This is a genomic window from Amycolatopsis taiwanensis DSM 45107 (genome assembly GCF_000519205.1).
GTDB classification, from domain to species: Bacteria; Actinomycetota; Actinomycetes; order Mycobacteriales; family Pseudonocardiaceae; genus Amycolatopsis_E; species Amycolatopsis_E taiwanensis.
In genome coordinates this window covers 32,691-57,802 of record NZ_JAFB01000048.1, presented here as the reverse complement: position 1 = coordinate 57,802, position 25,112 = coordinate 32,691, and the positions used below count along the sequence as shown (strand labels likewise).

Here is a 25,112-nt window from a genome sequence, read left to right as displayed (position 1 = left end):
ACCTCCGACTATCCCGACACGCACCCTGCAACACCCTGATCATCACCGCACACCAACGCCTCACCGCCCTGCCACAACTCGCCTAACCATCACCAACCCGCCCCGACAACCAGCAACACCACCCCGGCAGTGAACACCGGCGGCCACCCCACCGACAACGGGCACCACCAACCTGCCCCAAACCAAACAAACACCCCGAACAACAACCCCACGGACCACCCAGGACCAGCCGACCACCCCATGCAAGATCCGGGCTAATGATGAGGTTCAAAGCCTTCCCTCCGATTGAGCCGTTCGCAATCCCAGCGATCCGCACGGATCCGGTCCGCACGCCAGAGCTCGAGGGCTCTCGTTGAGCGAGGTGTCGACCATGCGGACGGGCTGCAACCATGGACATCAACTTCGCTGATCAAGGAACGTGGGGGTGGCCCGACACGCCAAGTGCGCCGCTCTATCAGGAGAGCTCGCAGCCCCTGGATACGACAGGCGTCCGCCTCGGGTGCCGGACCACCACCCACTCGAGTTCCGTTATCGACAGCGTCGAGGGGGCAAAGTCGATAACGGAACTTGAGAAAAGACGAGCGGCTGACCGAAGCACCGGTCTGCTGACAAAACTCGAGGTCCTCTGATGCTGCAGGCATCTTCGACCAACTGCTCAAGCCGGGTGAACGGCCACGCCAACGTCGGTGCCGGCCTGAAACCGGAACTCACCGGGCCTGGGGATTGCTAGACATCCTCGGTCGCCGGGGCCGTTCAGATGTCATTAGGGGATTGCCATGCCCGTAGGGACATATACGAACATGTTCGGGCATTTTCCGCTGTACCAGTCCGATCGCGACATGGCGCAGGACCTGCTGGCCGAGTTGGTTCCGCGGCAACGTTAGCCGCAGGACGGTCAGCTGCCAAAGTGCTGGGGCCCGCCCGGTGGCGGGTATCCCGGCCCCGGGCCGGGCGACGCGGACTTGAAGTAGGCGTTGGCGTCCGACTGAAACAGGAAAAACAGCGATCCGCCGAACGCGGCGATCTCGGCCAGCATGAAGATCAGCATCAGTACGCCGAAGCCGCCGAGGATGGTGAACACCAGTCCGACGCTGAACAGTGCGATCAGTGCGAGCAGCGCGCCGAGCCCGGTGAGGACCGCCAGGGTGATCCGGGCCCATTCAGCGCCGTTGCGCATCATCACGGCGATGACGAACACACCTGCTGACAACAGGATCCCTACGATTCCGAAACCGTCGGTGAACATGCCGTAGTAACCGGCCCAGGCGATCATCTGAACCAGGTAGTAGGCGATCATGATTACCGCGCCCGTCGCGGCGAGTAGGAACGCCCACTTAACGCTCTTGGGCGTTGGCATCGCCGGCCGGGCACCACCGGTTCCCCAGTTCGCGCCGATTCCGCTTAACTTTTGCGCGAATGCGGGCGGGTCCGGGATCTTCGCGCCGCCTGGCTGCTGCTTGTGCTGCTGCGGCTGACCGTAAGGCGGTTGTGGCTGACCGTACGGCGGCTGTTGCTGACCGTAGGGCGGTGGCTGGTGCCCGCCGCCCTGGCCCTGGCCCGGCTGGTACGGGCCCTGCGGGTTCTGCGTCACGGCTGGACGATAGACGCGGTTGCAATCGCCGATAAAGGGGTAGGCGAGCCGATTGGACGAAAGTCTGCCCGGTTGGGCAGTTACCGGATAGCCCTCGGCCTGGACACCGTCGGGAAGGACACTCTCACCGAAGGTGAGGACGTCGCGATCACCGTGGCAGCTGGTGACTACACGGTACGCGCCACTTCGTGCCCATGCTCCACAACGGACGCCGCGAGGCCGGGCCGGACCTTGGCGCCCAGCGACGACACCGCGAAAGGCGCGATGCCGGCTGGTTGACACCGGCTCGCCTGCCGCAGGGCCGTGCCGATCAACTCCGCCGGGGCGCAGCAGTAGTCCGCTAGCCCGACGGCCACCGCCGCCGGCGGCGAGTAGCGCACCGTGCTCCCGGACGAGGGTTGGATGACCCCGCCGGAGATGATCCGCGCATCTGCCGCGCATGCCAGCGTATAGCCCGCGCCCACCGCGTTACCGTTGATGGCGGCCACGACGGGGAGCGGATGGGCGCGAAGGGCTGCCAGCACGTACGGCAACCGGTTCAGCGCTTCCTCGCGGCCGGGGCTGTATAGCGGCTCGAGGTCCAACGCGAAAACACCGCCGGCACCGGTGAGGATGATGGGACGGCCTGGTCCGATATAGGCGATGGCCGCCATCAAGCTGTCCAGTAGTTCGGTGGTCAGCACGCCGCGGATCCTGACCAGGATGGCCTCCGCCTTGTACTCCAGGTCGAGCATGAGGAGTCCTCCTTGGCCACGGGCCCCGATGCGCCAAGCATATGAACCTGATACGCGCTTCCCTGTCTCATACTCCAGACCGTCGGCAGGCGAACGATGCGATATCCCTGAGCCGTCCGGAAGGCACGAGAGCTGTCCGAAGTCGACAGTGACGAACAGGCGACGCCAGAGAGGTTCAGGATGATCTTTATCACCGCGAAGTTCCGCATCAAGCCGGAGCACGCCGAAGCGTGGCCGGAGATCACGCGCGAGTTCACCGAGGCGACCCGTGGCGAGGCCGGCTGCAAATGGTTCGACTGGTCCCGCTCGGTAGCGGATCCGAACGAGTACGTCCTGGTGGAAGCCTTCCAGGACGGGGAGGCCGGAGCGGCACACGTCGGGTCCGCCCACTTCAAGGCCGCTCAGGAGAAACTGCCCAAGTACCTCGTCGAGACGCCGCGCGTCGTGAACATGGTGCTGGAGCAGGACGACTGGTCGGAGTTGGGTGAACTGGCCGTGCGCCCATAACGCATTGGGGGCGTCACCGGAAACGGATCCGGTGACGCCCCAGCCGTCAGTAGATGTTCGACGGGCGCACCAAGCCCTCGGCGAGGTCGCCGACGCCGGGAGCGATCACCGAGCCGGGGTTGACCACCACTTCCTCGACGATCGCCGTTTCCGTGGTGATCAGTAGCGCCGCGATGGACGCCGCGCTTTCCAGCGCCGAGCGGGTCACCTTGAGCGGGTCGACGACACCGGCCGCGAAGAGATCGCCGTACTCGCCGGTGAGCGCGTCGAACCCCCAGCCACCATCCATTTCGGACACTCGCGTCAGCACCTCGTCCCCGTCGTAGCCGGCGTTGGAGGCGATCCACCGCAGCGGTTCCCCGAGGGCCCGACGCACGATCTCGCACCCTTGCGCCGCATCGCTGTCCAAACCGGCCAGGTCCACGCGACGGGCGGCCTGTGCCAGTGGCGCCCCGCCGCCGGGCACGACCCCCTCCTCCAGCGCCGCCCGGGCCGCCGCGAGCGAGTCCTCGACTCGCAGCATCCGCTCCTTGAGCTCGACGCTGGTCGCGGCGCCGACGCGCACGACGGCGATCCGGCCCGACAGCCTGGCGATACGCAGTCTCAGGCTGTCCTGGTCATGCTCGATACGGGCTCGCTTGAGCTGGTTGTCCAGCTGACCGATCCGCGCCCGCACGGCCGCTTCGTCACCTGCACCGCCGACGATCGTCGTCGTCTCCTCGGTGATCGTGATGTGCTCGCAGCGACCGAAATCCCGCTCGGTGACCTCGGTGAGGGTGACTCCGGAGTCCTCGCTGACCACTCGCCCGCCGAGCGCCGCCGCGAGGTCCTCCAGCTCAGCCACCCGCCGGTGACCGAAGCCCGGTGCGCGAACCACCACAGCCGGGCAGGTGCGGTGCACGTTGCCGCTGACGATCATCTGCAGCGCGGGGCCGTCGACGTTCTCCGCGAGGATCACCAGCGGTGCATCGAGGCGGCGAGCCGCCTCCACGGCGGGCATCAACTCCTGCACCTGGCTGATCTTCTTGTTAGTCAGCAGGATGACCGGGTTGTCGTAGGCGGCCTCCATGCGATCCCGATCGGTGACCATGTAAGGCGAGGTGTAGCCATGGTCGAACTCGATCCCGTCGACCAACTCCACGCTCAGGCCGGGCTCGTCGGACTCCTCCACCTCGACGACGCCTTCACCGCCCACCGCGGCCAGTGCCTGCGCGATCACGCGGCCGATCCGTTCGTCGTCGCTCGCCGCCAGCGTGGCGATCCGCTCGAGCTCGGCCTCGCCCGCGACCTGGGTCGCGGACTTCCGCAGCCACTCGACGACGGCCTCGACGGTCTCCTCGATACCGCGGCGCACCCGCATGGGGTTCGCGCCCTCACCGAGTGCGGCCAGGCCCTCCCGCACCATTGCCTGGGCGAGCACCGTCGCCGTGGTGGTGCCGTCTCCGACGGCACCGTTGGTCTTCATCGCGACTTCTTTGACCAGCTGAGCGCCCATGTTGGCGAACGGCTCCCGCAGCTGTACCTCCCGCGCGATGGTCACCCCGTCGTTGGTGATGGTCGGTGGCCCGGTCAGCTTTTCGAGCACCGCGTTGCGCCCCTTGGGTCCCAGGGTGACCTTCACCGCGTCGGCCAGCGTGTTAACACCCAGCTCGAGCTGGCGCCGCGCCTCGACGCTGAACCGCAACTCCTTCGCCATGATTCCTACTTCCTTTCCGCGCTAGGAGATTTCCACCCTGGTCAGGGAATGAGGATTGCCCGGCCACGCACCTTGCCCGCGCTCAGGTCGTCGATCGCCTGCTGGAACTCGTCCAGGCCGTAGCGGGCGGTGTGCAGCCTCACCTTGCCCTGCGCGGCTAGCACCATCAGGTCCTGCAGATCGGTGTACGAGCCGACGAGGTTGCCGATGAAGTTGATTTCGGTCGAGATGATGTCGATCGTCGGGACGTTGAGGTTCTCGCCGTAACCGACGACGTAGTAATTGCCCGCCCGGCGCAACATCCGCACCCCTTCGGCGGTCGACCCACCTTCGCCGACGAAGTCGATGATCGCCTCCGCGCCGTGGCCGCCCGTCAACTCGAGGACCTCGTTGACGTGGTTGCCGTCGGCGACAACGGTGACGTCGGCGCCGACCCGCCGGGCCAGTTCGAGCGCCGCGGGATTGCGATCCACGACGACGAGGGTCGCCGCGCTCATCGCCTTCATGCACTGAACGCCGATGTGGCCGAGACCGCCGGCGCCGATGATGACGCAGACCTCGCCAGGACGCAGCACGCCGGCCGCCTTGGCGGCGGCATGTTGCGCGGTCAGGCCCGCGTCGGCGAGCGCGGCGACGTCGGCCGGCTCCAGGCTGTCGTCCAGCTTGACGCACGAGCGGGCCGACGTCAGCACGTACTCGGCGTACCCGCCATGGGTGTCGATGCCGGGAAACCGGGAGTTCTCGCAGTGCACGTCGTCGCCGAGGCGGCACGCCCGGCACAGGCCGCACGTCACCAGCGGGTGGAGGATCACCTTATCTCCCACCGCGACGTTCGTCACCGCGTCGCCGACCGCCTGCACCCAGCCGGCGTTCTCGTGGCCGATCGTGTAAGGCAGGGTGACGCCGGACTTCTCCGCCCACTGGCCTTCGAGGATGTGAAGGTCGGTGCGGCACACCCCGGCGGCCCCGACCCTGACCACGACGTCCAGCGGCCCGGTGATCTTGGGTTCGTCGACGTCGCACAGTTCGAGGTCCTGGTGGTAGCCGGTGACCTGTACGGCTTTCATGAGTGGCTCCTGGCGTCGGTGATGACCGGGACGGCTCCCGCCGGGTCGGTGTCTGCGTACCGGGTGGCGAGCAGACCCCGGCAGAAATGGGCGTTGCCCTCGATGGAAACGCGCGTGGTGGCAGCCAAGCGCAACCACAGCGCAACGTCCGATTTCGCGACCGGGGAACCAGCGGGCTCGACCATCACGCGCGCATGTGCATGGTTGGGGAGCCCCACGGCCCCACGACGGCGCAGCAGCGCGGACTTCAGCGGCCCCTCGGGCAGATCGAACAACTCGAGAAGCGGCAGTTCCTCGAGTGTCCAGGCGCCGCTGGCCAGCACCGAGCGGCAGCACCGTTCCATCGCGGCCACGTGCGCCTTGCGCTGGAAGGTGCGGCGAAGCTCGTCGAGGCTGTCTTCGGCCTCCACACCAAAGGTTCCGACGTAGCCCAGCCCTGCCGCGGTGCCGTTGTTGATCTTGTCGGAGTCGTGGTGGTCGTCCAGCAGCACCCGTACCCGGCCGATTTCGGGCACTTCCGCCAGCGCGTCGTAGGCGTCGGCGACCATCAGGTAGGCGAAGTTGGGCGCACAGAACGAGGTGGGGAGGCGCAGGTGCACCTCCACACCCTCGTCGTCGATAGTCACCGAACGCACGAATCCCAGCTCGGTCACGGGTTCATCCAGTTCGGGGTCGACCACGGTCGCCAGCGCCGAGAGGATCTTGGTTGCCACGGACCGGACCGGCTGTGTCATCGCCGTCATCGCACGCCCACCCCAGAGGTGGCGGGCAGGCGGAGCTGCCGGGGCACGTCGAGGTCGTACAGCGCGGCGGCGTTCAGCCCGAGGATCTTCTTCTTCTGTGCCACGGTGATCGGGGCGTACTCCGGCATGTCCTCGGGAATCTGGAAGTCGACGAACCGCTCGACGAGCCACTTCGGCGTCCACAGTGCGTAGTCGCTGGCGAACACGATCTTGTCCTCGCCGAGCCAGTAAAGGAGTTCGCCGATGACCTGGGCGAAGTAGCGCGGCCGCGCGTGGATGAACGGCATCGCGACGGCGAGTCCACCGTAGACGTTCGACTCCTGGGTCGCGATCCAGCAGAAGTCCTCCAGCCGCGGCAGTCCGACGTGTTCCACGATGAAGTTCAGGTCGAGGTAGTCGGTGGCGACCTTGTCGATGTCGGCGACGTCGAAGGCATCCCGGTCCAGCGGCCGGATCGTTGGTCCTTTGTGGACATGGATGTTCTTGATGCCCAGTTTCAGGCACTCTTCGAGGTAGCGGCGCGACCACGGCTCGTCGAGCTTGTACCCGCGCGAGTCGCCGTTCCACTCGGCCGTGTAGAGCTTGACACCCTTGAGGTTCATCCGCTCGGCGTCGCGACGCAGCTGCTCCAGACCGGCCTCGCCGTTACGCGGATCGTAGGCGTGGTTATAGGTCAGCTTGTCTGGATGCCGCTGGGCGAGCCCGAACGCCTCCTCGGTCTGGCCGAACCCGTTCTTGTAGAAGTCGCTCAGCAAGGTTGCCTGGAAGATGGCGTGGTCGACGTAACCGTCTTCGAAGATGTCTTTCATGAACCGCTCGGAACCGTAATAGGTGTAGGTGTCGTAGTCCCAGACCTCCTGTTCGGGACTGAGGTTCCGGTGGTAGTCGTAGAAGCAGTCGATGAACTGCTTGCCGTGCACGTTCTTGTGGTTCGACGCCCGGCCGTCCCAGATGTGGACGTGCTCGTCGACGATGTAGTACTGCTCGCCATCTTTCTCGTACATCTCCAAGCCCCTTCGCTGTGGTTGTCTGCGGTGGTGGCGGGGCTTCCCCTGCGCGGGCCCCGCCACCACCTGGTCGTCAGGAGTCCGGCGTCAGTTGTGTGCGAGAAGGTCGAAGCCGATGTACTCGGCGGCGTCTTCCGGGTTGGCGAACAGGAGCGTGCGATCGTCCAGATGCACCATGCGGCCGTAGTGTGTCGAGCTGATCTCCTCGAAGATCGAACCGTCGAACTGCTCGCCGAGCGCTTCGGTCATCTCGTCGTAGTCGAACTCCAGTAGCTTGGTGCCGTCCACCCGGATCATGGACGGGTACTCGACGAGCGAGACGCCCTCCTTGGCAGCCATCACCTCGGCCACCACCCGGCCCACCGGGGTGTTCATCAGCGTGACGCCGCACCTGTTCGAGGACCCCGCCTGCGAACCGAACTGCATGCTGTCGCTCACTTCTCCAACTCCTTCGGTACGTCGAGCCCGATCTCCTCGAGCAACTGCGCGAACTTCTCCTTCGCCGCGCTGAGGGAGTCGGCGAAGGTCAGCGTCTTCTCCGCCGGCTGCGACCAGATGGGCTGCAACGCGTGCGCGGCCTCCAGGCACGGCGGCACCCACTTCGCGAGCCATCGGCCGAACAGCTCCTTGTTGCTCTCGCCGAACTTCTCGTCGCGGGTGAGCAGCCGGAACAAGGCCCGGGTGTAGCCGAGATCCCGGCTGTAGTCGTACTCGCCGGTGCCCACGATCGTCGGCGTGATGTAGTCACCGTTCTTGGCTGAGATCTGCATGACCAGTTCCGACCGGAACAGCTGACCGACCAGTTGCTCGAAGACGACATTGGTACCGAACAGCAACTCGGCCCAGTCGCCGACCGCCGTGAGCTCCTCGACCACCTTGCGGGTGGGCTGCCACTCCTCGGCCGACTGCCACACTTCCTTGTGCACCGCACCGTCGAAGGTGTCGAGCGACTCGGACAGGTCCAGGTTGACCAGGGCGAGGTCCTGGGCGAAGCGCATCTTGTGCGCCGCGTTGACGGCCACCGCGGTGTTGATCATGTTCGTCGGCCCGGACCGCTGGATCGAGGTGAACACGTGCAGCGCCATCCCGTTCTCGGCGTGCATCCAGGCGCCCAGGTTGCGGGCGATGAACTTCTGCCAGGCCGGGTTCCAGTTCTCGTATGCTCCGGCGCGCTTGGCGTTGTCCAGGCACAGGGCGACCTGCCGCACCACAGCGGAGTTGTTGCGATAGATCGTCGCCTCCCATTCCTCGTTGGGGTCGAGGAAGGCGTGCCAGTTGGACGATTTCGCCACCGTCCACTCCTGCGGGTACCCGCCCGGTCCGTTGCCGAAGCCGTAGATCCAGCCCTGGCTCAGGTATCGCGCGGGGTCCGGTTGCACGTCGACGGTCACGTCCTCGTACACCGTCGCCCGGAGCTTGGCCGGCTTGAAGTAGTTGTAGGCGCGGCTGGAGGAACTGGGAAACTCCAGCGCGCCCGCTTCGGAATCGGTGAATTCCACCTTCGGGAAGCTGCGCACCTTGGGCGCAGACGCTGCACTGCTCGCCATGTTGATATCTCCTCTGATATCTACTCGTCACGAACCGAAGTGGTGAACTTGTCGTAGAACACCTGGTCGTCCGGCACTCCCTGCCGCGCGGCCAGCGCCAGCGCGGCGTCCACCATCGGCGGCGGCCCGCACAGGTAGACCTCGGTCCGGTGCAACTCGGGCTCCCTGGTCTCGACGACGTCGGTGACCATCCCCCGCTCGGCGGTGATGCCGAGTTCCTCGACGCCCTCGTCGGACTCCGAAAGCGCGACGACGAAGCCGAAATCCGCGAGCCGATCGCCCAGCGCACGGATCTCGTCGAGGTAGAAGAGATCCGCCGGCGTGCGGGCGCCGTAGTAGAAACGGATCCGGCGGGGATCGCCGGTCTCGCTCAGGTGGCGCAGCAGCGCGAGCACGGGCGCCATGCCGGCCCCGCCCGCCATCAGCACCAGCGGAAGCACGTGCCCGTTCTTGAGGGTGAAGCTGCCGTACGGCCCGGTCAGCTGGATCGTGTCGCCGAGCTTGATGCCCTCGTCCAGCAACGAGGAGAACCGGCCACCCGGGTACTTCTTGATGACGAACTCGATGTGGTCGTCCGTGGACGGCGTCGTCGCCATCGAGAAGGACCGGTGCTCGTCGGTGCCCGGGATCGTCAGGTCCGCGTACTGACCGGGCTTGAACTCGTACGCGGACGGGTCGACCGCCTTGAGCTTGAGGCCCACGATGTCGTGCGTGTGCGGGACGATCTCCACGACCTCGGTCCGGATGTCCTGCAACGGGGCGGAGTTGAGCAGCTCGTCCTCGTCGAAGTTGAGCAACTCGATCGTGCAGTCGCTGAAGGCATGCGCCCGGCACAGCAGCACATAGCCCTGCTCGACCTCGGCGTCGTTGCAGGCGAAGGTCGAGTAGCGCTCCATTTGGATCTCGCCGTCCAGGACGTAGGACTTGCACGCCGAGCACTGGCCCTCGCGGCAGCCGTGCATGAGGTGGATGCCTTGGCGGAACGCGGCGTCGAGGATCTTCTCGTCCTCGCCGACCTCCATTTCGATGTCGACCGGTTCGAAGGAGATGCGATGCTTGTCGGCCATTGGTCTCCCGATTCTCGAAGCACGGACGGCGGCGGCCGGCCCCAGCCACCGGCAAGCCACCGCCGCCGTCCGCTGGTCCGGAGACCGTCAGGCGGCCGTGACGTTGGGGTTGGCGCGGTAGGCCGCGGCCCACTCCTCGCGTTCCCGGTCGGTCATCTGGTTGAGGGTCACGTTCGGACTCGCGAACTGGATGCCCCGCAGGTCATCGAGCGTCCACAGCTTCTTCGGGTCATCCAGGTCCAGGTGCGGCTGCGGGATGAGGGTCTTGCCGTCGTCGCGGACGTAGCCCAGGTCCTTGACGATGTCGGCGAGATCCCGGTCGTGGTGCAGCGTCTCCCACTCCCGCTGTCCGGTCAGGCGGCCCATGTTGGGCGTCTCCCGGCCCTCGTACTCGGCGCGGAACGCGACCGTGTCGGTCCAGGCGCACGGCTCCGAGCAGTAGGTCCGCCACTGGCCGTCGACCTTGTCCAGCACCATGTCCTCGCGGACGAGGCAGGGCACCATGCAGGTCCAGCAGCGGTGCGGGTACTCGTACCCGACCTCCTCGAACGCGATCGGCTTGTTGCGGCCCGGGTAGCGCAGCCGGTTGTAGGCCTCCCACCACTTGCCGAACTGGTTGTACCAACCTGGGTACTTCTCCTCGAACCACTCGAAGTCGGCGTCGGTCATGCCGTCGATGCGCCAGTAGTTCACCGGCCAGCCGGTGGCGAAGAACTGCGCCACCCGGTGGACGTAGAACTTGTTGGTGATGCGATTCCACGCCTCCTCGACCAGGTCGTGCGGGATGACCAGCCCGTACTTCTCCAGCGGGAGCAGGTAGCTGCGGTAGTAGTCGTCGTAGATCCAGCGACGCCACATCTCGGCATAGGACTCACGGTCCTTGCGGCGGTCCTTGGTCCCGTACTCGATGAAGGTGCCGATGGCGGCGTCGACCACGCAGTGGTTGTTCCACCAGGCGTAACGCAGGTCGCGCTCGAGCAACGGGCGGTTACGCTCGTCGGCCAGCGCCATCAGCAGGATGGAATAACCGTTGCTGATGTGGCGTGACTCGTCCGACTGCACCGAGTGGAACACCGTCGGCAGCAGGTAGTCGCCGTTGGCGGCGGCCTCGTCGGGCATCGCGACGAACAGCGTGTTCGTGAACGCGGTCTCCGCGACGACGGTCAGGTAGATGTTCGCCGCGGTGATCGCGTCACCGGTGATGAAACCTTCACCGAACTGCCGGCCTATCGTGCCCGCGTAGTTGTTCGCGAACGCCTTCTCCGTGATGTCGAACCCGGCCGGGTCGATGTAGTTGTTCATGTACAGCTTCTTGAGGTTCATCTGAATCGTCGAGTGACGAACCTCGTCGATCATCTGCACCGCGAGTCCGTTGTGGATCTCCGGGTTCGGCACCGCGTCGATGGCCATCGGCATCGCCCGCGCGGCGGAGATCTCCGGGAACGGGATGATCGAGAGGAACAGCTTCTGCCACTCCAGCCAGCGCTGCTGCACCTGCCGGAACATGTTCCCGCGGATCGCCCCGTCCATCGCGCCGAAGACGCGGTTGTCCTTTTCCTCCTCCATCGGGAAGTACGACCGCATGATCTGCTTGAGCGGATCCTTCTTCGGTGCCTTCTCGAACGTGTAGTCGGTCCCGAAGCGAGTCGCCGGCGTCGCGAACGTCGGCTCCCACGATAGCTCCGTGATCTTGTTGTGTGCCTTGGTGAGACTCTGCCTGCTCAACGCAGCCTCCTCGCAGCCGGGGTCTCGCCACCCGGCAGTCGTCACTGACGAGGAAGAGTGTGTTGCGGATCGCATGTAACTTCTGTCTCAATGTGAGACCGGGGAGTCTCGTGGCACCGGCCACGATGGCTCCGGGTCCAGGGGCGCAGTGACCAGGCGCGTGACGTCAAAGGAGACGGTTGTGACGACGCAAGGACACGAGTCGCATTCGCAGGTCCGCCTCCTGCGGGAGCAGTTCCTCTCGAAGCACCTGCCCGAACTCCCGGGCGTGCGGGACATCATCTCCGCATCCTGGCGACGCGCGCTCGAACACCACATCGACGCGGACGAGCCGAACCCCATCTTCGTCACCGACCGCGACGAGGAAAGCCTGCTCGTGCGCAGCGCCACGCCGATCCTGGACAACCTGCGCGCCGAACTGGCCGGCCACCCGGTCGCCATCCTGCTCACCGACGCCGACGGCCTGGTCGTGCGCCGGTCCAGTGTGGACAGAGCCCTCGACTCCGGTTTGGACCGCATCTCGCTCGCACCCGGCTACAGCTACGCGGAGGAGTCGATCGGGACGAACGGGATCGGCACCACCCTCGAATGCCAGGAACCGGTGCTGGTGTCCGGATTCGAGCACTTCAACAGCCGCCTGGCGGCGTTCGAGTGCGCGGGAGCGCCGATCCACCACCCGGTGCGCGGGCACCTGGTCGGTGTGCTCGACCTGACGTCCTGGACGGGCACTCCCGGCCCGTTGCTCCTGACGCTGGCGCGACGGACCGCCAAGCAGATCGAGGAAGCGATGCTCGGGGGCCTCGGCGCCCGCGAACTGGCCCTGTTCCGCGACTATCTCGCTTCCTGCCAGCGGGGATCGGGCGCGATCCTGGCCGTCAACGAGGACGTCGTGATGGTCAACAACCACGCCCGGGAGCTGTACGACGTGGCCGACCGGGCCGCGCTGCTCACCCACAGCGCCGACGTCGCCGGGGCGACCAAGCGCGTCACCGTGCTGGCCGACCTGCCCTCGGGTGTGGTCGCCCGGCTCGAATACCGGCCCGTGTACAGCGGCTCGGTTCTCGCGGGAGGTGTGTTCCGGGTCAAGAACCAGGCCGCCGCGCCGCGCGCGGCCGGCACCGATCTGCATCTGCCCGGGGTGGTCGGCACCAGCCCGGCCTGGCGGCAGGCGTGTGCCGCCGCGCAGGCGAGTTTCAGCGGCGGAAACTGGCTGATGCTGACCGGCGAGCGCGGCACCGGAAAGGCGGCGCTGGCCCAGGCCGTCGCTCGCCACCACGCACCACGCGGTCAGCTGATCGTCCAGGACTGCTCGGGCGTTGACGACTACGAGGCATGGGCGGGCGCGCTGGCCGACGAGGTGGCCGGAGGAACCGCGCCGGCCGTGGTCCTGCGCCACGCCGACTCGCCGGGCACCGAGGGCATGCGACGCCTCACCGACGTGTTCACGAGCTGGCAGGGGACGTCCCTTGGCCGGGCCCCGGCCTGGGTTGCCGTGACGCTCAGTGACACGTCGCGCTACCCCGATGCGGCCGGCTGGCTGATGCCGTTCTTCGCGCACACGGTTGAGGTGCCGCCGCTGCGCCACCGGATCGAGGACGTGCGCCGCCTGGTGCCGTACCTGCTGGCCCGCCATGCGAAGAGCCCGGACCTGGCGCTGTCGGACGCGTGCTTGCGCCAGCTCATGCGGCTACCGTGGACGGGCAACGTCCGCCAGCTCGACCGGGTACTGGCCGAGGTCTCGCGGCGGCATCGCTCCGGCACGATCGAGGTAACCGACCTGCCGGCCGAATGCCGGACCACCGCGCGCCGCCAGCTGACCCAGCTGGAGTCGATCGAACGCGACGCGATCGTCCGCAGCCTCGCCGCCCACCACGGCAACAAGGAACGGGCCGCCGCGGACCTCGGCATGTCACGCGCGACCATCTACCGCAAGATCCGTGCCTTCGGCATCGTCCCGAGTCAATGACCCCGCAGCACGGCACCAAGGAAACGCCCGCCACGATGCGACCCCGAGTCACGGAAACCATCGCCGCAGCTGGCGGCTAAAGGAACTCGAGACCGCCGCGCGGACCAGGTCGAATACGCCACCCTGGAATACCTCGACTGGTACAACAACCAGCGGCTCCACGGCGAAATCGGCCACCTACCACCAGCCGAACACGAGACCATCTACTACCGTCAACACAAGCCAACCCCGGTTAGAGCAATCAACTAACCGAGCCTCCACCAACCCCGGGGCGGTTCAGTGCTAACGGCGAACGAAAACGCCCCAGGCTTCCGTTGGGAAAACGACTTCGCTGTCCTCTTCTTCGAGGTCGACGATCAGGACGCCGGTCCAGTCCCTGGTGGCTGCGACGAAACCATTGCCGTCCGCGCGTGCCAGTGGAATCAAGTTGGCGGCGACGAACGACGATTCACACGTCATGAGGCCGACCGTCTTGTATTCCTGGAAAAGCACGAACACTGGCTCCGTGACAGGGGTGAGCCAGGAGGGCAGGACGCCAGGCAGGAGCGTATCGCGTACCGATCCTGACTCGGGCGCGACCGCGACGAGGGCCCCGTACCGTTCCGCTCCGAATTCCTTCTTCCAGCGGCTGACGACGGCCTCGCTTTCAGCGGCCGACAGCCAGGTCACCGTGTCGATGTCAATCTGTTCCCGCGCCATCGCCCGAAGCAGGACAGATCTGTTGCGGGATCCCTCTTTGGACAGTGCACCGGCCTCATCCGACGAACCACTCGTCACGAAACAATTTTACCAGTCGCAGTTGTCAGCACCGACCTATGGGGAATAGTCCACTTTCACCTTCTGGGTGACCACTCACGAACGGCTGTTGTTGTCCAGCCGGAGTGGGTCTTTCGCCAGGCCCGCCTCCCAGTGCGGCTGAGGCACATGCGGAAGGGCGCCGAGCGAGCAGGCGGTGCCGGTGATGAGCACCGCCCGCTCGTTCGGTCAGAGCGTGCGAACGCCGGTGGCCTGGGGCCCCTTGGTGCCCTGGCCGACCATGAAGCTCACCCGCTGGCCCTCCTCGAGGCTACGGAAGCCGTTACCGTCGATCTCCGAGTAATGCACGAAGACATCGGCGCCTCCGTCATCCTGCGCGATGAAGCCGAAGCCCTTCTCGCCGTTGAACCATTTCACGGTTCCCTCTGCCATGTGTCTCCTTCCAGGAGCTGGTTGACCGGGGCACGCACCGTGCGGCTCCCGGGTCGCACACGAGAAACGGCCACCGTTGCAGCCACTGGAAGACAAACAACACGTCCGCATCAAGATTTTCGCGAAACGCGATAACGCACGAGAAAACTTGCGACTCCTCATGATAACACGGAAGCCTGTTGCCACCTGCGCGATAGGGCACGTCCGTCGTCACCATGGAATCGGAAGCGCCCGCGAGACCCGTGGTCTGCGACCGGCGGCGTGGGAGCCAGCCGATGACGCGGTGGTCTCGGGCTCAGCGGACCAGCGGTTGTGACGCCAAGAAACGTACGCAATCAGCCGTTCCCCGTAGGCGCGGCATAGCCTCATGCGCATGGACGATGGCACCGACAGGACAGCGGCACTGAGCCGCGGGTTGGCCGGATACGTGCGGGCGGTGGCCGAGGCTGTCGGGGTGCCCACCGAGGCGACCTCGTTCGAGATCAGCGACACGGCGACCGCCTACTTGGGATTGACGCGACGGCGGTCTGAACGCCCCGGTGACGACCTGATGCTGATCTGGAGCGAGCGACAGGGGTGGGCGGTCGCCGTGGAGACAATGCCCGAGGAGGAACCCATGGTGGTGGCCTACTTTGCTGGTATGGACGTCGTGCCGGCACCGGCTGTGGTGGCCCGGTTCGTCACCGACGTCGTCGCGGGCCGCCGACCCGGCTCTCCCCGACCGGTCTTCCCGAGCGAGCGCCACGAGCTTGCCAGGCGTCTGGCCGACTACACCTGATCCGGCTCGGCCCCACTCGCCTCCTCGGCTTCCGCCAATGGCGTGCTGGCCCCACTGTCGAGGGCGAGGCTCGGCCTCAAGGGCCGGCCTATGTGGGTTTGGCGAGTGTCGCCAGCCGCTCGGCCGTCGGCCATCGAACCTGCCATGCCCAGCCCATCTTCTCGAACAGCCAGATCGCCCGTCCCGAAATGTCGACCTGTCCACGGCGCACGCCGTGGCGGGCGCAGGTGGGTCGGCGTGGTGGGAGTTGTGCCAGGACTCGCCCATGGACAGCAGGGCCAGCGGCCAGAAATTGGCCGACTTGTCGCGGCTGGTGAAAGGTCGATCGCCGATCATGTGGCAGATGGAGTTCACCGACCAGGTCACGTGGTGCTGGAAGGACCGATCCGCAGCGGGCGTCTGGCCTTGAACGCGCCATGAGTGGCGGGACGCGTCAGGTGCCGGTCGGCGCGACCTGATGAGGCGGCAGCGCCGTGACTTCAGCCGTGGCAGGGCCGAGAAGCTCCTCCACCTGCTCGGTGCCGCCTCTCCGGCTCGGGATCCACGTCGCGCGGTGACGGTGAGCGGTGTCGGTGCACGTTCCCACCGGCACGGGCACCACGATGAGTGTGAGGTGGTGGCCCGAGGAGGTCGCCACGTCAACCGTGTCCGGGTCCTGCCGACGGTGTCTGCCGAGCCGAACAAGAGTTCCGTCGATGTTGACGTAGCGAGCGGATGGATCCCACGCGTTCGGGAGGTAGGTCACCCGGGCGATGGGTCCCAGTCGGGCTGCCAGTAGTGCTGGCAACTCGGTGGACAGGTCCCGCGTTCGGGGGCGCCAGGCCCGCACCGAGTCCGTCGACGACACGCCGGTCGGACAGCTGATGCAGGGCATCCTGGCCACGTTCAACGAGTACCAGTCCCGCGAGCGTGGTGCCGACATTGCTTTCAAGATGGGCCAGAAGGCCAGAAGGCCCGTAACGGCGGCATTATCGGCCGCGCCAGGATCGGCACCTCAACCACTTCGACCGCACCGACGGCCGAGACATCCGCACCATCGTCGTCGGCCCCGAACGTGCGCCTATGGTCCGGCTCGGCTTCGAACTGTTCGTCAACGGCAACCTCACCCTCGACCACCTGTCCGAGCGGCTCTACCAGCGCGGGCTGCGCGCCCGTCCCACCGCCAGATACCCAACGCGCAGCGGGTTTCGATCAGCAAGCTGGGGCGAGGCGGATCTTGCCTGTGCGGTCTAGCTGCTGAATGTAGGCAGGCCGGCTGTTCCGGTAGAGTCGCTAATGCGGTCCGCTTAGTTCTGCCTCGGGCCGTGTTTCATGTCGACCACCACGCGCCGCGGTCCACGAGCGGATCTGCGCCGGGCAGGACGACCCTTCTACTTTCGGAGCACTTATGTCGGTCACCCGCGTCCACCAGACCTCTCGGCCCCCTGCCACCTCGTCCTTCGCCGAGCTCGGCGTGCCATCGGCGCTTGCCCGCGCGCTCAAGGAACAGGGCATCGAAACGCCGTTCCCGATCCAGGCCGCGACACTGCCGTCTTCCCTCGCGGGTCGCGACGTGCTCGGCCGGGGGCGCACCGGCTCGGGCAAGACGTATGCGTTCGTCCTGCCTGTACTGGCGCGGCTCGCTGCTAGCACCGCCAGGCCCCGGCCGGGGCGCCCGCGTGCACTGATCCTGGCGCCGACGCGCGAACTCGCCAGCCAGATCGAGGCGGCGATGGCCCCACTGGCCAAGGCGCTCTCACTGCGTACCCTCGCCGTGTTCGGCGGGGTGGGCGCCGGTCGGCAGATCTCGGCCTTGCGAACGGGCGTCGACATCGTCGTGGCCTGCCCCGGCAGGCTCGCCGACCACCTCGAATCCGGTCACGTGCGGCTCGACGCCGTGGAGATCACCGTGCTGGACGAGGCCGATCACATGGCCGACCTCGGCTTCCTGCCTGCCGTTCAGCGACTGCTCGCGAAAACCCCGGCGACCGGTCAGCGTCTGCTGTTCTCGGCGACGCTGGACGCCGGCGTCGATGTTCTGGTACGTCGATTCATGACCAACCCGGTCATCCACAGCGTCGACTCCGACCGGTCCCCGGTGGCGGCGATGAAACACCACCTTTTGCACCTGCGCACCGACCAGCGGCTTCCCGTCCTGATCGATCTCGCCTCGGCGCCCGGACGCACCCTCGTGTTTACCCGCACCAAGCACCGTGCAAAAGCCCTCACCCGCCAGCTCGTCGCATCCGGAGTGCCCGCAGTCGAGCTGCACGGGAATCTCGGCCAGTCCGCGCGAACCCGAAACCTCGACGCCTTCTCCACCGGCACCGCGACGGTGCTGGTAGCCACCGACATCGCCGCACGCGGAATCCACGTCGACGACGTCACACTGGTCATTCACGCCGACCCGCCCGTCGAGCACAAGGCATACCTGCACCGTTCGGGCCGGACCGCCAGGGCTGGTGCGACTGGCACCGTCGTCACACTGATGACCGACGAACAGCTCACAGACGTGCGAGACCTGACCCGTAAGGCAGGCATCAAAGCCACAATCACGAAACTCGGCGCCGGACATCCGCTGCTGGCCGAACTCGCACCCGGTGAGCGCTCCTTCACCGCGCCTCCGGCCAAGCAACGGTCGGCCAACCGGCCGCCGCGCCGAAGCGGTGGCGGCAAGCTGACCAAGCGGCGTGTTCTCCCCGCACAAGCCGAACCGAAGCCCGAGGCCAAGCCGGACGCGCGTCGTGGGCAGTCCGCCGCCCACGTGGCGTCGAACCGCCGTTCCAGCGCGGCGTCCTCCTCCGCCGCAACGCGAGCGGGAGCCCGTCGCCGTAGTCGTTGACACGGGAAACAAGACGCGACCTGTGCGCGGCGGGCCGAGGCAGCACGTCGTGGTCTGGCCCCCACTGGCTACCAATTGGCTTGGACCCTGATGCGTGGACGTGACGACCTCGTCAGGCCATCGCGTCACACCGCTGGTGGTGCCGCCGGAAAAGATCAGGTGTATCGGGCGAGACGTACGGCAAGTTCGTCGCGCCCGGTGCCGGCAGGGAAGACGGGTCGGGATGAGCCGAGCAGACCCCCGGTGACGATGGCGGTGACGAACCGGGGCCACCACAATCGGTGCCGGGACGATCTCCGCACCCGCGAAGTAGGCCAATACCACCGGCGCCTCTCCGGGCTCGGTCTCCACCGCAACCCGCCCACCCGTGCCGCTCACTCCAAACCAGCATCAGGTCGTCAACGGGACGTGCGGACCACCGTCTTGCCAACCCAAGGTAGGCGGTCGCTGTGTCGCTGACCTCGAACGAGGTCGCCTCGGGCGGCACCCCGACCGCGGCAGCCACCTCGCTCAGGTACCCGGCCAACCCGCGGCTCAGTGTCGGCGTGCTACCAGAGCGATCGCCCATGTTCACCAGGGTGATGCGGCCGAAGGCCCACCCGCTGCTCCTCACGCGAACCGGTCACCGCTGACACGCCGGTTTGGCCGCCGGCACTGCGCTCGATGACCTCGTCAGTACGCTGCGCTCCTACCACGACGACGGCCGTGTACTGTTGGCACTATCGGAAGTTATCCGAACATCGACGATCACGTCAGCATCGTTCTCCGGCCGGTGCGTTGGATTCGGCCCTCTTTCACGGTCAGATCGCCACAGCCTTTGCGCTGCGTGCCCCATCGAGCACACAGGACGGAGCGGGAAACCCCGGCAACGATGACGTTGTGTGCAACGTCGCCTACAGCCTCGATGTGGCCCTCGTCACATCTCACGGCGTCGGGCACGTCACCATTCCGAAAAGGACTCTTCACCATGGCCCCAGCTATCCCCAGCGACAACCTCGAGCACAGCGGGCAGGAGCTGTTCAGCCATCTCCCCACGCACCCGCACCACCAAAATGGTCCCCCCACACAGCCCTCGTACGACAACCTGTTCCGCGAACCACTCCCGTCAGCCGGTCAGCCGCGACACGAACCGATCGCGCCAGTCCAGCGGTCAACCCGACCTCCTCGCGATCCCTCTGATCGGATGCCGCAAGAAGGCGCCAGGACGGGTGACAATCCCGGCCCACCGGGTTCAGGATCCCGACGCCCACCCGCGCCCAGGCCCGCTCTACGAGCGCGGCTAACTCGGCGATGATGTGGTCGAGCTGACCGGCACAGCGCGGCGCGCACGGAACCGCAGGCTCGCTCCGCCGTTATTGCACGAGAACGGTGGCGCTGAAGGTCATCGCTCGGCCGTTGAGAAGGATCTGGACCACCCCAGAGCAGGTGTTGCGGGGGCCGAGCAGGCCGGGATGCTCGGCGGGCCCACCGCCCGCCTGTTGATCATCACGGCAGGCTGGACCGGCTGCCGCTGAGGCAAACTCGCCGGCCTGCACCGCCGCAACGTCGGCCTCCACCGCGGCGTGATCACCGTGGACGAGTGGCATGGGTCGCTGCACGAGTACAACGGCAAGCGGTGGGTCGGCCCGCCGAAGACCGCCTCCTCCGCCCGCCGGATCCACCTGCCACCGTTCCTCGTCGAGCTCTTGCGGCAGAACCTGAACACCCACCCCTACGAGTACGTGTTTACCACCGAGAGCGGCACCTGGTTGTGGCGCTCAACATTCGCCCGCCGCATCCTGCGCCCGGCAGCCGACGGCAACCCGGATGCCAGCGACCCGGCGATACGGACCCGCCCCGGTGTGTTTCCTGAGGGGGTGGCATGAGCCGGCGGAGTGGTGGCTGCGCCAGCCGGGGGGCGGCACGGTCAATTTTCACCCGTGTTGCGGGACCGACGACGACATTCCGGCGCACTGACCGATCTCGGCCTGCGCCGAGTCGGTCGACGGCGGGTGAGGGGTCAGTCGAGGGTGTCGGATTCGCTGTCGCGGCGCTGGGTTTGGTTGAGGCGCTGGGCTTCGTGGAGTTCGTCTTCGAGGGTGATGATGCGGCAGGCGGCATCGATGGGGGTGCCCTGGTCGACCAGTTCCCGTACCCGGGCGGCCAGGCGCAACTGGTGCCGGGAGTAGCGGCGGTGCCCGCCGGCGGAGCGTTGCGGGGTGATCAGGCCGGCCTCGTCGAGGCTGCGCAGGAAGCCTTGGGTGGTGCCGAGCATGTCGGCGGCCCGGCCCATGGTGTAGGCGGGGTAGTGCTCGTCGTCGAACTTGTCGGCCGCGCTGTGCGTGGCCGGGCCTTCTTGGTCAGGAATCATTCCACCTCCACATCACAAAGGGCCCCGGGTGCCATACACGGCACCCGGGGCCCTCAAGGGTTGGGATCCACCATTGTCAGCCGACGTGACCGCCGGCTCCCTGCACCCGCGTCCGGCGGAAGGCCGGATCGTGCGGGGATCGCTCATTCGTGACCGAGAACCACCTCCGAACTCGATGGAACTGCGGCACCCGCGGGGCGCTACACACCCGCTGCGGGCGATCCAATGATGCTTCCATTCCCTTCTTTCCGGTGTTTTCCACTTACTCGGTACTGCAACTGCTACTTCACTTTCTGCGAACGTCACCGGCGGGGAACCCTTCCACTGATCGGTCCCAGCACGCTGGCGCCGCTGGTCACTGCCCGGAGCCCCGTTCATTGGTCGGCTCCGGCCACCTGACCGGTCCTGCAACTGCACTTGCACACAACAACTGCTGACACTGCTGATCAACACGGGCACACATGCTCCGCCCGCGTCCTGCACTACCCCTCCGGGGCCACTACTACCTGGTCAAACCTCTTCACAACCCGGTCCCGGAGTACTGCTCCCGGCCTCCAGCCGGAACCTTGTTTTCTTGCCGGCTCCGTCCTGGCTGACCGTCTCATCTCACTTCGCGGGTAGTTACGTTCTCTCCCGCGCCTGCTTGATGTTGTCTCTCTCGGTACGAGGACAATATTACACATCCACGACGTTGAATGTCTACTCCGGTCAGCATAGATTTTCTGGGGCGGGTCGGATGGCCGATGGAAGGGTGGACGCACGACCATGGGTGAGGACGTTGCGCAGGATCCGCTCGGTGAGCGATACGGCCTGGTCGGGGTGCGCGACTTGGACGAATACGCCGAAGCCCTGAGGCGGCTGGTCGAGTGGGGGCGGCGGGAGCGGTGCGTGGCGTTGCTGTCGGAGGCCGAGGCCTATGCCGCGGCGGAACTGCTCGGGCAGTTCGCACAGCTCGATCCACCGGCTGCGTTGAACCAACTGGCCGCGTCCCTGGCCAGCCGCCTCTACACCCGCCTCGGCGCCTGACCGCCCGACATGGCTAACCGCACGTGACCCACGGCCCCAGCCCCGCCAAGCCAGGACGCGCGACCGAGTGCACGGTGTCAGGCTGGTGGCGAGTCGTCGCGGGCGGCCAGGCGGGCGTCGGCGAGTTCTTCCATCACCCGACTGATGTCGTCGATGTCGACGTGGGCCAGGGCCCCTGCAGGCGGCTACGCATCATGGTCAGCACGATGACAGGCTCGCCAGTCACGCTTCCGGCACGCCGGTGAGCAGTGCTTGGCGTCCGCCAACGAGATGTAGCGACTGCTGACCATCACCGCCGGCTGGACCGGCTGCCGATGGGGCGAACTCGCCGGCCTGCACCGCCGCAACGTCGACCTCCACCGGGGCATGATCACCGTCGACGAATAGCAAGGATCGCTGCACGAGTCCAACGGCAGGCGGCGGATCGGACCACCCAAGACCGCGTCGTCGGCCCGCCGCGTGCATCTACCACCGTTCCTCGTCGAGTTGCTGCGGCAGCACCTGAACAGCCATCGTATGAGTATGTGTTCACCAAAAGCGGCACCTAGCTGTGGCGCTCCACCTTCACTCGCCGCGTCCTCCGCCCGGCCGCAGACGGCAACCTCACCGTCGGGAACCTGGAGGTGCGAACCTACCCGGTCTGCCCAGGGTTGACCTTCCACGCACAGCCACAACACCTGGATGATCTCCGGGCCGGTCGTTGGCCACCCCGTTCTCCCGTATCCCGCCCCAGTGTGGCCGAACGCCGAGCGGAGAGCGGCGCTCGCGTACTCGACCCGCACACAGGTGTCCGCCATGTAAGTCCACAGGACACGGGCGTCGACCGCCGTGATCGCCTTCGCGGCCGCCAGCGGGGCCGTAGGAAGTTGACGGTGTAGCTGGTGACCCGGTCCGCCGACGCAGAGGCGACCGTACTTCGCGCTCGTGTGGCCGTTCACCTGGCGCAGCGAGGGATCACGGTCGTACATCGAGCTGGGCACGATCAGAGTTGAGGGTGCAGCGGGTTGTGATGCCGTCGAGTACGGAGTGGGCGACCGTTCTGGCCAGCGGTCTGGTCGTGGATCCGGTGGACCGGTTCCTGGCGCACCTGACAGCGATCGACCGGTCCCCGAACACGGTCCGCGCCTATGCACATGATCTGCGGGACTATTTCGAGTTCCTGCAATGCCGTGGTTTGCAATGGGATCGGGTCTCGTTGGAGGATCTGGGCCGGTTCGTGACCTGGCTGCGGTTGCCGGGCGAGGCCCGCGACGGACGAGTGGCAACGCTGCCGTGGGTAGGGCGAATCTCGCTGCGGCGACGGTGAATCGGAAGCTGTCGGCATTGGCATCGTTCTACGAATTCCATCAGCGGCACGGTGTCGCGCTCGGGGAGTTGCTGACGCGGTGGCGGCCGGGTCGGCGGGGTGGGTCGTGGCAGTCGTTCCTGGCGCACCTGGGAGCGCGGCCGGAGCGGCATCGCGCGATTTCACTGCGGGTGGAGCGGCGGCCGCCGCGGGAGTTGATCCAGGCGGAGATGACGGCGCTGATCGATGCCTGCGACTGGTTGCGGGACAAGTTCCTGCTGAGTCTGTTGAGGGTCACGGGGCTGCGGATCGGTGAGGCGTTGGGGTTGCGGCATGAGGACCTTGATGCCCGTCGCAGGCTGGTCGTGGTGCGTCCCCGGGAGAACGTGAATCGGGCGCGGGCGAAAACGTGGTCACGGGAGGTTCCCGCTGACGCCGAATTGTTCCGCCTCTATAGCGATTACCTGCATGAGGAGTACGGGCTGCTGGACTGCGACTACGTGTTCGTCAACCTTTGGGGCTCTCCGATCGGGGAGCCGATGTCCTATGCCAGCGTCGACCGACTGGTGCGCCGGTTGCGGGACCGGACCGGAATTGCGTTCTCGCCCCACCTGTTCCGGCACAGCTACGCCACCGGGCTGCTGCGCCGCGGTGTCGCCGCCGAGGTCGTGCAGCACCTGCACGGGCATGCCAGCATCAGCACCACCGTCGACACCTACTCGCATCTGGGCGTCGAGGACGCCCGCCGCGCGCTGGCGGCAGCCGGGTTCCTGGATGAGTCGGCGACGGCGGAGCCGATCGCATGAGCCGCCTGCACCCGATTTCGGACAGCGACACCGACTCCGGCACCAGCCTGGCGGCCCGGCTGCGTCCGCAGTTCGCGCAGCCGGTGATCCTGGTCGAAGCCGGTTCCTGCTGGACGCGGTCGGTTACCTGGGTGATCTGGTCGAGGGCGTCGGCTGGGACGCCGAGTTCCCACCGCGGACCCGAGGCGCTGACCCGGGAGCTGATCGAGGTCCATCTGGCGCACCTGGCCGAACGATTTCCCAACCCGAAAGGCCGCACCGGCCAGCTCAGCAACCTCGCCGGGCTGCTGCGCGCGGCCCGCCAGCACGGCTGGGAATCCCGCCTGTCTGCCCAGGTCGACCTGTTCCCCGAGGACTACCCCCGGTTGGTGACCGGTCCGCCGAGATCCTTGTCCAAAGCGGTGATGGCCCAACTGGAACACCCCGACAACCTCGCTCGATTCGCCGCCCCCAGCAGTCCGCCGACAATCCTCATCTGGTCCCGGCACGTGAGTCGGCAAACATCTGGGCGTTGACTACACGACCGCACTCACCAAACCTCGCGAAGTAGCGTGCTCACCTGCAGTGCCGTGCCGCAGCGGCGGACGGTTCAGCTGATGGGGTGGGTCGGCGGGCTGAGAATCCAGAACTGCCGGTGACGCTCGTAGCGGTGACCGAAGTCCATAAACGTCTGGAATCCGGCTGCGGCCAGCACGTCCAGCACGGCGGTCAGCATGATGTCGCGGGCCGTGATGTGGTACAGCCTCAGCTCCGAGGATCTGTTCTGCGCATGCACGGCCTCTTGGTACGGTCGCGTGTCCTCGAGTGGTGCGTGCCAGTCGAGGTAGACCCCGTATCCCGCCCCGGAGATACCCAGACTGATGCGGATCCCCGGCGAGGGGTCACCGGGCACATCGGTCTCCAGCGATGCGGGGATACCGACGCGGGCGAGCTCCGTCTGGACGGTGCCCGCCAGCTCACTCCACGCGGCCACGGCCTCGGGTGGTACCCGACGGTCGGAAGGGTCCGCTGGTTCTGGGTGAAAGCCCAGGTCGGCGGACCTTTTTGCTATTCGTTTTTGATCTTGCCTGTCTGTCCATTGTGTGGCCTGAACTAAGATCAACAGGGCTGTTTGGGAGAAAATTGGGAGACGATCTTGGTCGTCTTTGACTAAACGGGCTTGTGGGGTCGCGGAAACGGCCTCTCCCAGGCCTGGTGTGTCCAACCGC

Annotated in this window: 29 protein-coding genes and 1 pseudogene; 12 read left to right on the top strand and 18 right to left on the bottom strand. The window is 66.6% G+C overall.

The window, feature by feature from the left end; translation table 11 throughout:
• Positions 1–895: 895 nt before the first annotated feature.
• Positions 896–1,591 (bottom strand): hypothetical protein, encoded by a 696-nt coding sequence (locus tag A3CU_RS51675; protein WP_084144023.1) that lies wholly within the window; start codon positions 1,589–1,591, stop codon positions 896–898.
• A gap of 167 nt (positions 1,592–1,758) precedes the next feature.
• A complete protein-coding gene (locus A3CU_RS47660) occupies positions 1,759–2,325 on the bottom strand; it encodes an enoyl-CoA hydratase/isomerase family protein (RefSeq protein ID WP_063628932.1) in 567 nt (188 codons plus the stop codon).
• A gap of 180 nt (positions 2,326–2,505) precedes the next feature.
• On the opposite strand from A3CU_RS47660, the gene A3CU_RS0131390 reads away from it, so the two are divergent.
• A complete protein-coding gene (locus tag A3CU_RS0131390) occupies positions 2,506–2,832 on the top strand; it encodes a putative quinol monooxygenase (protein ID WP_027945598.1) in 327 nt (108 codons plus the stop codon).
• Between the two features lie 46 nt (positions 2,833–2,878).
• Here A3CU_RS0131390 and groL read toward each other — a convergent pair whose 3' ends face one another.
• The 8 genes from groL to A3CU_RS0131350 all read right to left on the bottom strand — a co-directional run bounded on the left by groL (position 2,879) and on the right by A3CU_RS0131350 (position 11,684).
• Positions 2,879–4,528 carry a chaperonin GroEL gene (gene groL / locus A3CU_RS0131385; RefSeq protein WP_027945597.1) on the bottom strand — a complete coding sequence of 550 codons (1,650 nt, stop codon included), beginning with the start codon at positions 4,526–4,528 and terminating at the stop codon, positions 2,879–2,881.
• A 41-nt stretch (positions 4,529–4,569) separates the two neighbouring features.
• On the bottom strand, positions 4,570–5,595 hold the full coding sequence (locus A3CU_RS0131380) for an NAD(P)-dependent alcohol dehydrogenase (RefSeq protein WP_027945596.1): 1,026 nt from the start codon (positions 5,593–5,595) through the stop codon (positions 4,570–4,572).
• Positions 5,592–6,329: a metal-sulfur cluster assembly factor gene (locus A3CU_RS0131375; RefSeq protein WP_027945595.1), complete on the bottom strand. Its 738-nt coding sequence runs from the start codon at positions 6,327–6,329 to the stop codon at positions 5,592–5,594. The genes A3CU_RS0131380 and A3CU_RS0131375 overlap by 4 nt, the downstream gene beginning before the upstream one ends.
• A gap of 5 nt (positions 6,330–6,334) precedes the next feature.
• Positions 6,335–7,342, bottom strand: a complete 1,008-nt coding sequence (locus A3CU_RS0131370) for an amidohydrolase family protein (RefSeq protein ID WP_027945594.1) — start codon at positions 7,340–7,342, stop codon at positions 6,335–6,337.
• A gap of 90 nt (positions 7,343–7,432) precedes the next feature.
• Positions 7,433–7,783, bottom strand: coding sequence for a propane 2-monooxygenase effector subunit MimD (gene mimD / locus A3CU_RS0131365; RefSeq protein WP_027945593.1), 351 nt, complete (start codon positions 7,781–7,783; stop codon positions 7,433–7,435).
• Positions 7,780–8,892, bottom strand: coding sequence for an aromatic/alkene monooxygenase hydroxylase subunit beta (locus A3CU_RS0131360; RefSeq protein WP_043843193.1), 1,113 nt, complete (start codon positions 8,890–8,892; stop codon positions 7,780–7,782). Before A3CU_RS0131360 ends, mimD begins: the two co-directional genes overlap by 4 nt.
• A gap of 20 nt (positions 8,893–8,912) precedes the next feature.
• Positions 8,913–9,959 (bottom strand): 2Fe-2S iron-sulfur cluster-binding protein, encoded by a 1,047-nt coding sequence (locus tag A3CU_RS0131355; protein WP_027945591.1) that lies wholly within the window; start codon positions 9,957–9,959, stop codon positions 8,913–8,915.
• An 87-nt stretch (positions 9,960–10,046) separates the two neighbouring features.
• On the bottom strand, positions 10,047–11,684 hold the full coding sequence (locus tag A3CU_RS0131350; RefSeq protein ID WP_027945590.1) for a ferritin family protein: 1,638 nt from the start codon (positions 11,682–11,684) through the stop codon (positions 10,047–10,049).
• A 181-nt stretch (positions 11,685–11,865) separates the two neighbouring features.
• Between A3CU_RS0131350 and A3CU_RS0131345 the strand changes: the two genes are divergently transcribed.
• Both A3CU_RS0131345 and A3CU_RS51670 read left to right on the top strand, forming a co-directional pair.
• Positions 11,866–13,650, top strand: coding sequence for a sigma-54-dependent Fis family transcriptional regulator (locus tag A3CU_RS0131345; RefSeq protein WP_027945589.1), 1,785 nt, complete (start codon positions 11,866–11,868; stop codon positions 13,648–13,650).
• Positions 13,651–13,719: 69 nt separating this feature from the next.
• A complete protein-coding gene (locus tag A3CU_RS51670; RefSeq protein WP_084144027.1) occupies positions 13,720–13,899 on the top strand; it encodes an IS3 family transposase in 180 nt (59 codons plus the stop codon).
• A 33-nt stretch (positions 13,900–13,932) separates the two neighbouring features.
• Here A3CU_RS51670 and A3CU_RS0131340 read toward each other — a convergent pair whose 3' ends face one another.
• Both A3CU_RS0131340 and A3CU_RS0131330 read right to left on the bottom strand, forming a co-directional pair.
• Positions 13,933–14,427: a hypothetical protein gene (locus tag A3CU_RS0131340; RefSeq protein WP_156960659.1), complete on the bottom strand. Its 495-nt coding sequence runs from the start codon at positions 14,425–14,427 to the stop codon at positions 13,933–13,935.
• A 207-nt stretch (positions 14,428–14,634) separates the two neighbouring features.
• On the bottom strand, positions 14,635–14,838 hold the full coding sequence (locus A3CU_RS0131330; RefSeq protein WP_027945587.1) for a cold-shock protein: 204 nt from the start codon (positions 14,836–14,838) through the stop codon (positions 14,635–14,637).
• 373 nt (positions 14,839–15,211) lie between these two features.
• Here A3CU_RS0131330 and A3CU_RS0131325 point away from each other — a divergent pair, with 373 nt between their 5' ends.
• On the top strand, positions 15,212–15,616 hold the full coding sequence (locus A3CU_RS0131325) for a DUF6292 family protein (protein WP_027945586.1): 405 nt from the start codon (positions 15,212–15,214) through the stop codon (positions 15,614–15,616).
• A gap of 88 nt (positions 15,617–15,704) precedes the next feature.
• Here A3CU_RS0131325 and A3CU_RS54810 read toward each other — a convergent pair.
• Together A3CU_RS54810 and A3CU_RS52940 are read right to left on the bottom strand one after the other, a co-directional pair.
• Positions 15,705–15,997 (bottom strand): annotated as a pseudogene (locus A3CU_RS54810) (acyl-CoA desaturase); the annotation flags it as partial.
• A gap of 52 nt (positions 15,998–16,049) precedes the next feature.
• Positions 16,050–16,538 carry a DUF5994 family protein gene (locus tag A3CU_RS52940; RefSeq protein WP_052372498.1) on the bottom strand — a complete coding sequence of 163 codons (489 nt, stop codon included), beginning with the start codon at positions 16,536–16,538 and terminating at the stop codon, positions 16,050–16,052.
• A gap of 140 nt (positions 16,539–16,678) precedes the next feature.
• Between A3CU_RS52940 and A3CU_RS52935 the strand changes: the two genes are divergently transcribed.
• Both A3CU_RS52935 and A3CU_RS0131305 read left to right on the top strand, forming a co-directional pair.
• Positions 16,679–16,849: a hypothetical protein gene (locus tag A3CU_RS52935; RefSeq protein WP_156960658.1), complete on the top strand. Its 171-nt coding sequence runs from the start codon at positions 16,679–16,681 to the stop codon at positions 16,847–16,849.
• A gap of 154 nt (positions 16,850–17,003) precedes the next feature.
• Positions 17,004–18,437, top strand: coding sequence for a DEAD/DEAH box helicase (locus A3CU_RS0131305; RefSeq protein WP_052372496.1), 1,434 nt, complete (start codon positions 17,004–17,006; stop codon positions 18,435–18,437).
• A gap of 112 nt (positions 18,438–18,549) precedes the next feature.
• Here the strand turns inward: A3CU_RS0131305 and A3CU_RS54805 are convergent, their stop codons facing one another.
• Entirely contained in the window at positions 18,550–18,924 is a 375-nt protein-coding gene (locus A3CU_RS54805) for a DUF6292 family protein (protein WP_245617441.1), read from the bottom strand.
• Here A3CU_RS54805 and A3CU_RS54080 point away from each other — a divergent pair.
• Together A3CU_RS54080 and A3CU_RS50190 are read left to right on the top strand one after the other, a co-directional pair.
• Positions 18,887–19,069: a hypothetical protein gene (locus A3CU_RS54080; protein ID WP_027945584.1), complete on the top strand. Its 183-nt coding sequence runs from the start codon at positions 18,887–18,889 to the stop codon at positions 19,067–19,069. The genes A3CU_RS54805 and A3CU_RS54080 overlap by 38 nt on opposite strands.
• A gap of 939 nt (positions 19,070–20,008) precedes the next feature.
• A complete protein-coding gene (locus tag A3CU_RS50190; protein ID WP_169739720.1) occupies positions 20,009–20,302 on the top strand; it encodes a site-specific integrase in 294 nt (97 codons plus the stop codon).
• Positions 20,303–20,436: 134 nt separating this feature from the next.
• Here the strand turns inward: A3CU_RS50190 and A3CU_RS0131285 are convergent, their stop codons facing one another.
• Positions 20,437–20,787, bottom strand: a complete 351-nt coding sequence (locus tag A3CU_RS0131285; protein WP_027945581.1) for a helix-turn-helix domain-containing protein — start codon at positions 20,785–20,787, stop codon at positions 20,437–20,439.
• Between the two features lie 765 nt (positions 20,788–21,552).
• Here A3CU_RS0131285 and A3CU_RS0131280 point away from each other — a divergent pair.
• Positions 21,553–21,813: a hypothetical protein gene (locus A3CU_RS0131280; RefSeq protein ID WP_027945580.1), complete on the top strand. Its 261-nt coding sequence runs from the start codon at positions 21,553–21,555 to the stop codon at positions 21,811–21,813.
• A 222-nt stretch (positions 21,814–22,035) separates the two neighbouring features.
• On the opposite strand, the gene A3CU_RS52925 is transcribed toward A3CU_RS0131280, so the two are convergent.
• A complete protein-coding gene (locus tag A3CU_RS52925) occupies positions 22,036–22,173 on the bottom strand; it encodes a hypothetical protein (RefSeq protein ID WP_156960657.1) in 138 nt (45 codons plus the stop codon).
• A gap of 649 nt (positions 22,174–22,822) precedes the next feature.
• Here A3CU_RS52925 and A3CU_RS54075 point away from each other — a divergent pair.
• From A3CU_RS54075 to A3CU_RS0131270, 3 genes are read left to right on the top strand one after another with little or no spacing between them, the layout of a single operon-like run.
• The gene (locus A3CU_RS54075; protein WP_211246563.1) at positions 22,823–23,119 is read left to right on the top strand and encodes a site-specific integrase; all 297 of its coding nucleotides are present in this window, start codon (positions 22,823–22,825) and stop codon (positions 23,117–23,119) included.
• Between the two features lie 17 nt (positions 23,120–23,136).
• Positions 23,137–23,904 carry a tyrosine-type recombinase/integrase gene (locus tag A3CU_RS47645; RefSeq protein ID WP_211246562.1) on the top strand — a complete coding sequence of 256 codons (768 nt, stop codon included), beginning with the start codon at positions 23,137–23,139 and terminating at the stop codon, positions 23,902–23,904.
• Positions 23,901–24,419 carry a hypothetical protein gene (locus tag A3CU_RS0131270; RefSeq protein ID WP_027945579.1) on the top strand — a complete coding sequence of 173 codons (519 nt, stop codon included), beginning with the start codon at positions 23,901–23,903 and terminating at the stop codon, positions 24,417–24,419. The genes A3CU_RS47645 and A3CU_RS0131270 overlap by 4 nt, the downstream gene beginning before the upstream one ends.
• Before the next feature lie 74 nt (positions 24,420–24,493).
• Here A3CU_RS0131270 and A3CU_RS0131265 read toward each other — a convergent pair whose 3' ends face one another.
• Entirely contained in the window at positions 24,494–24,877 is a 384-nt protein-coding gene (locus A3CU_RS0131265) for a hypothetical protein (RefSeq protein WP_027945578.1), read from the bottom strand.
• Between the last annotated feature and the right edge of the window lie 235 nt (positions 24,878–25,112).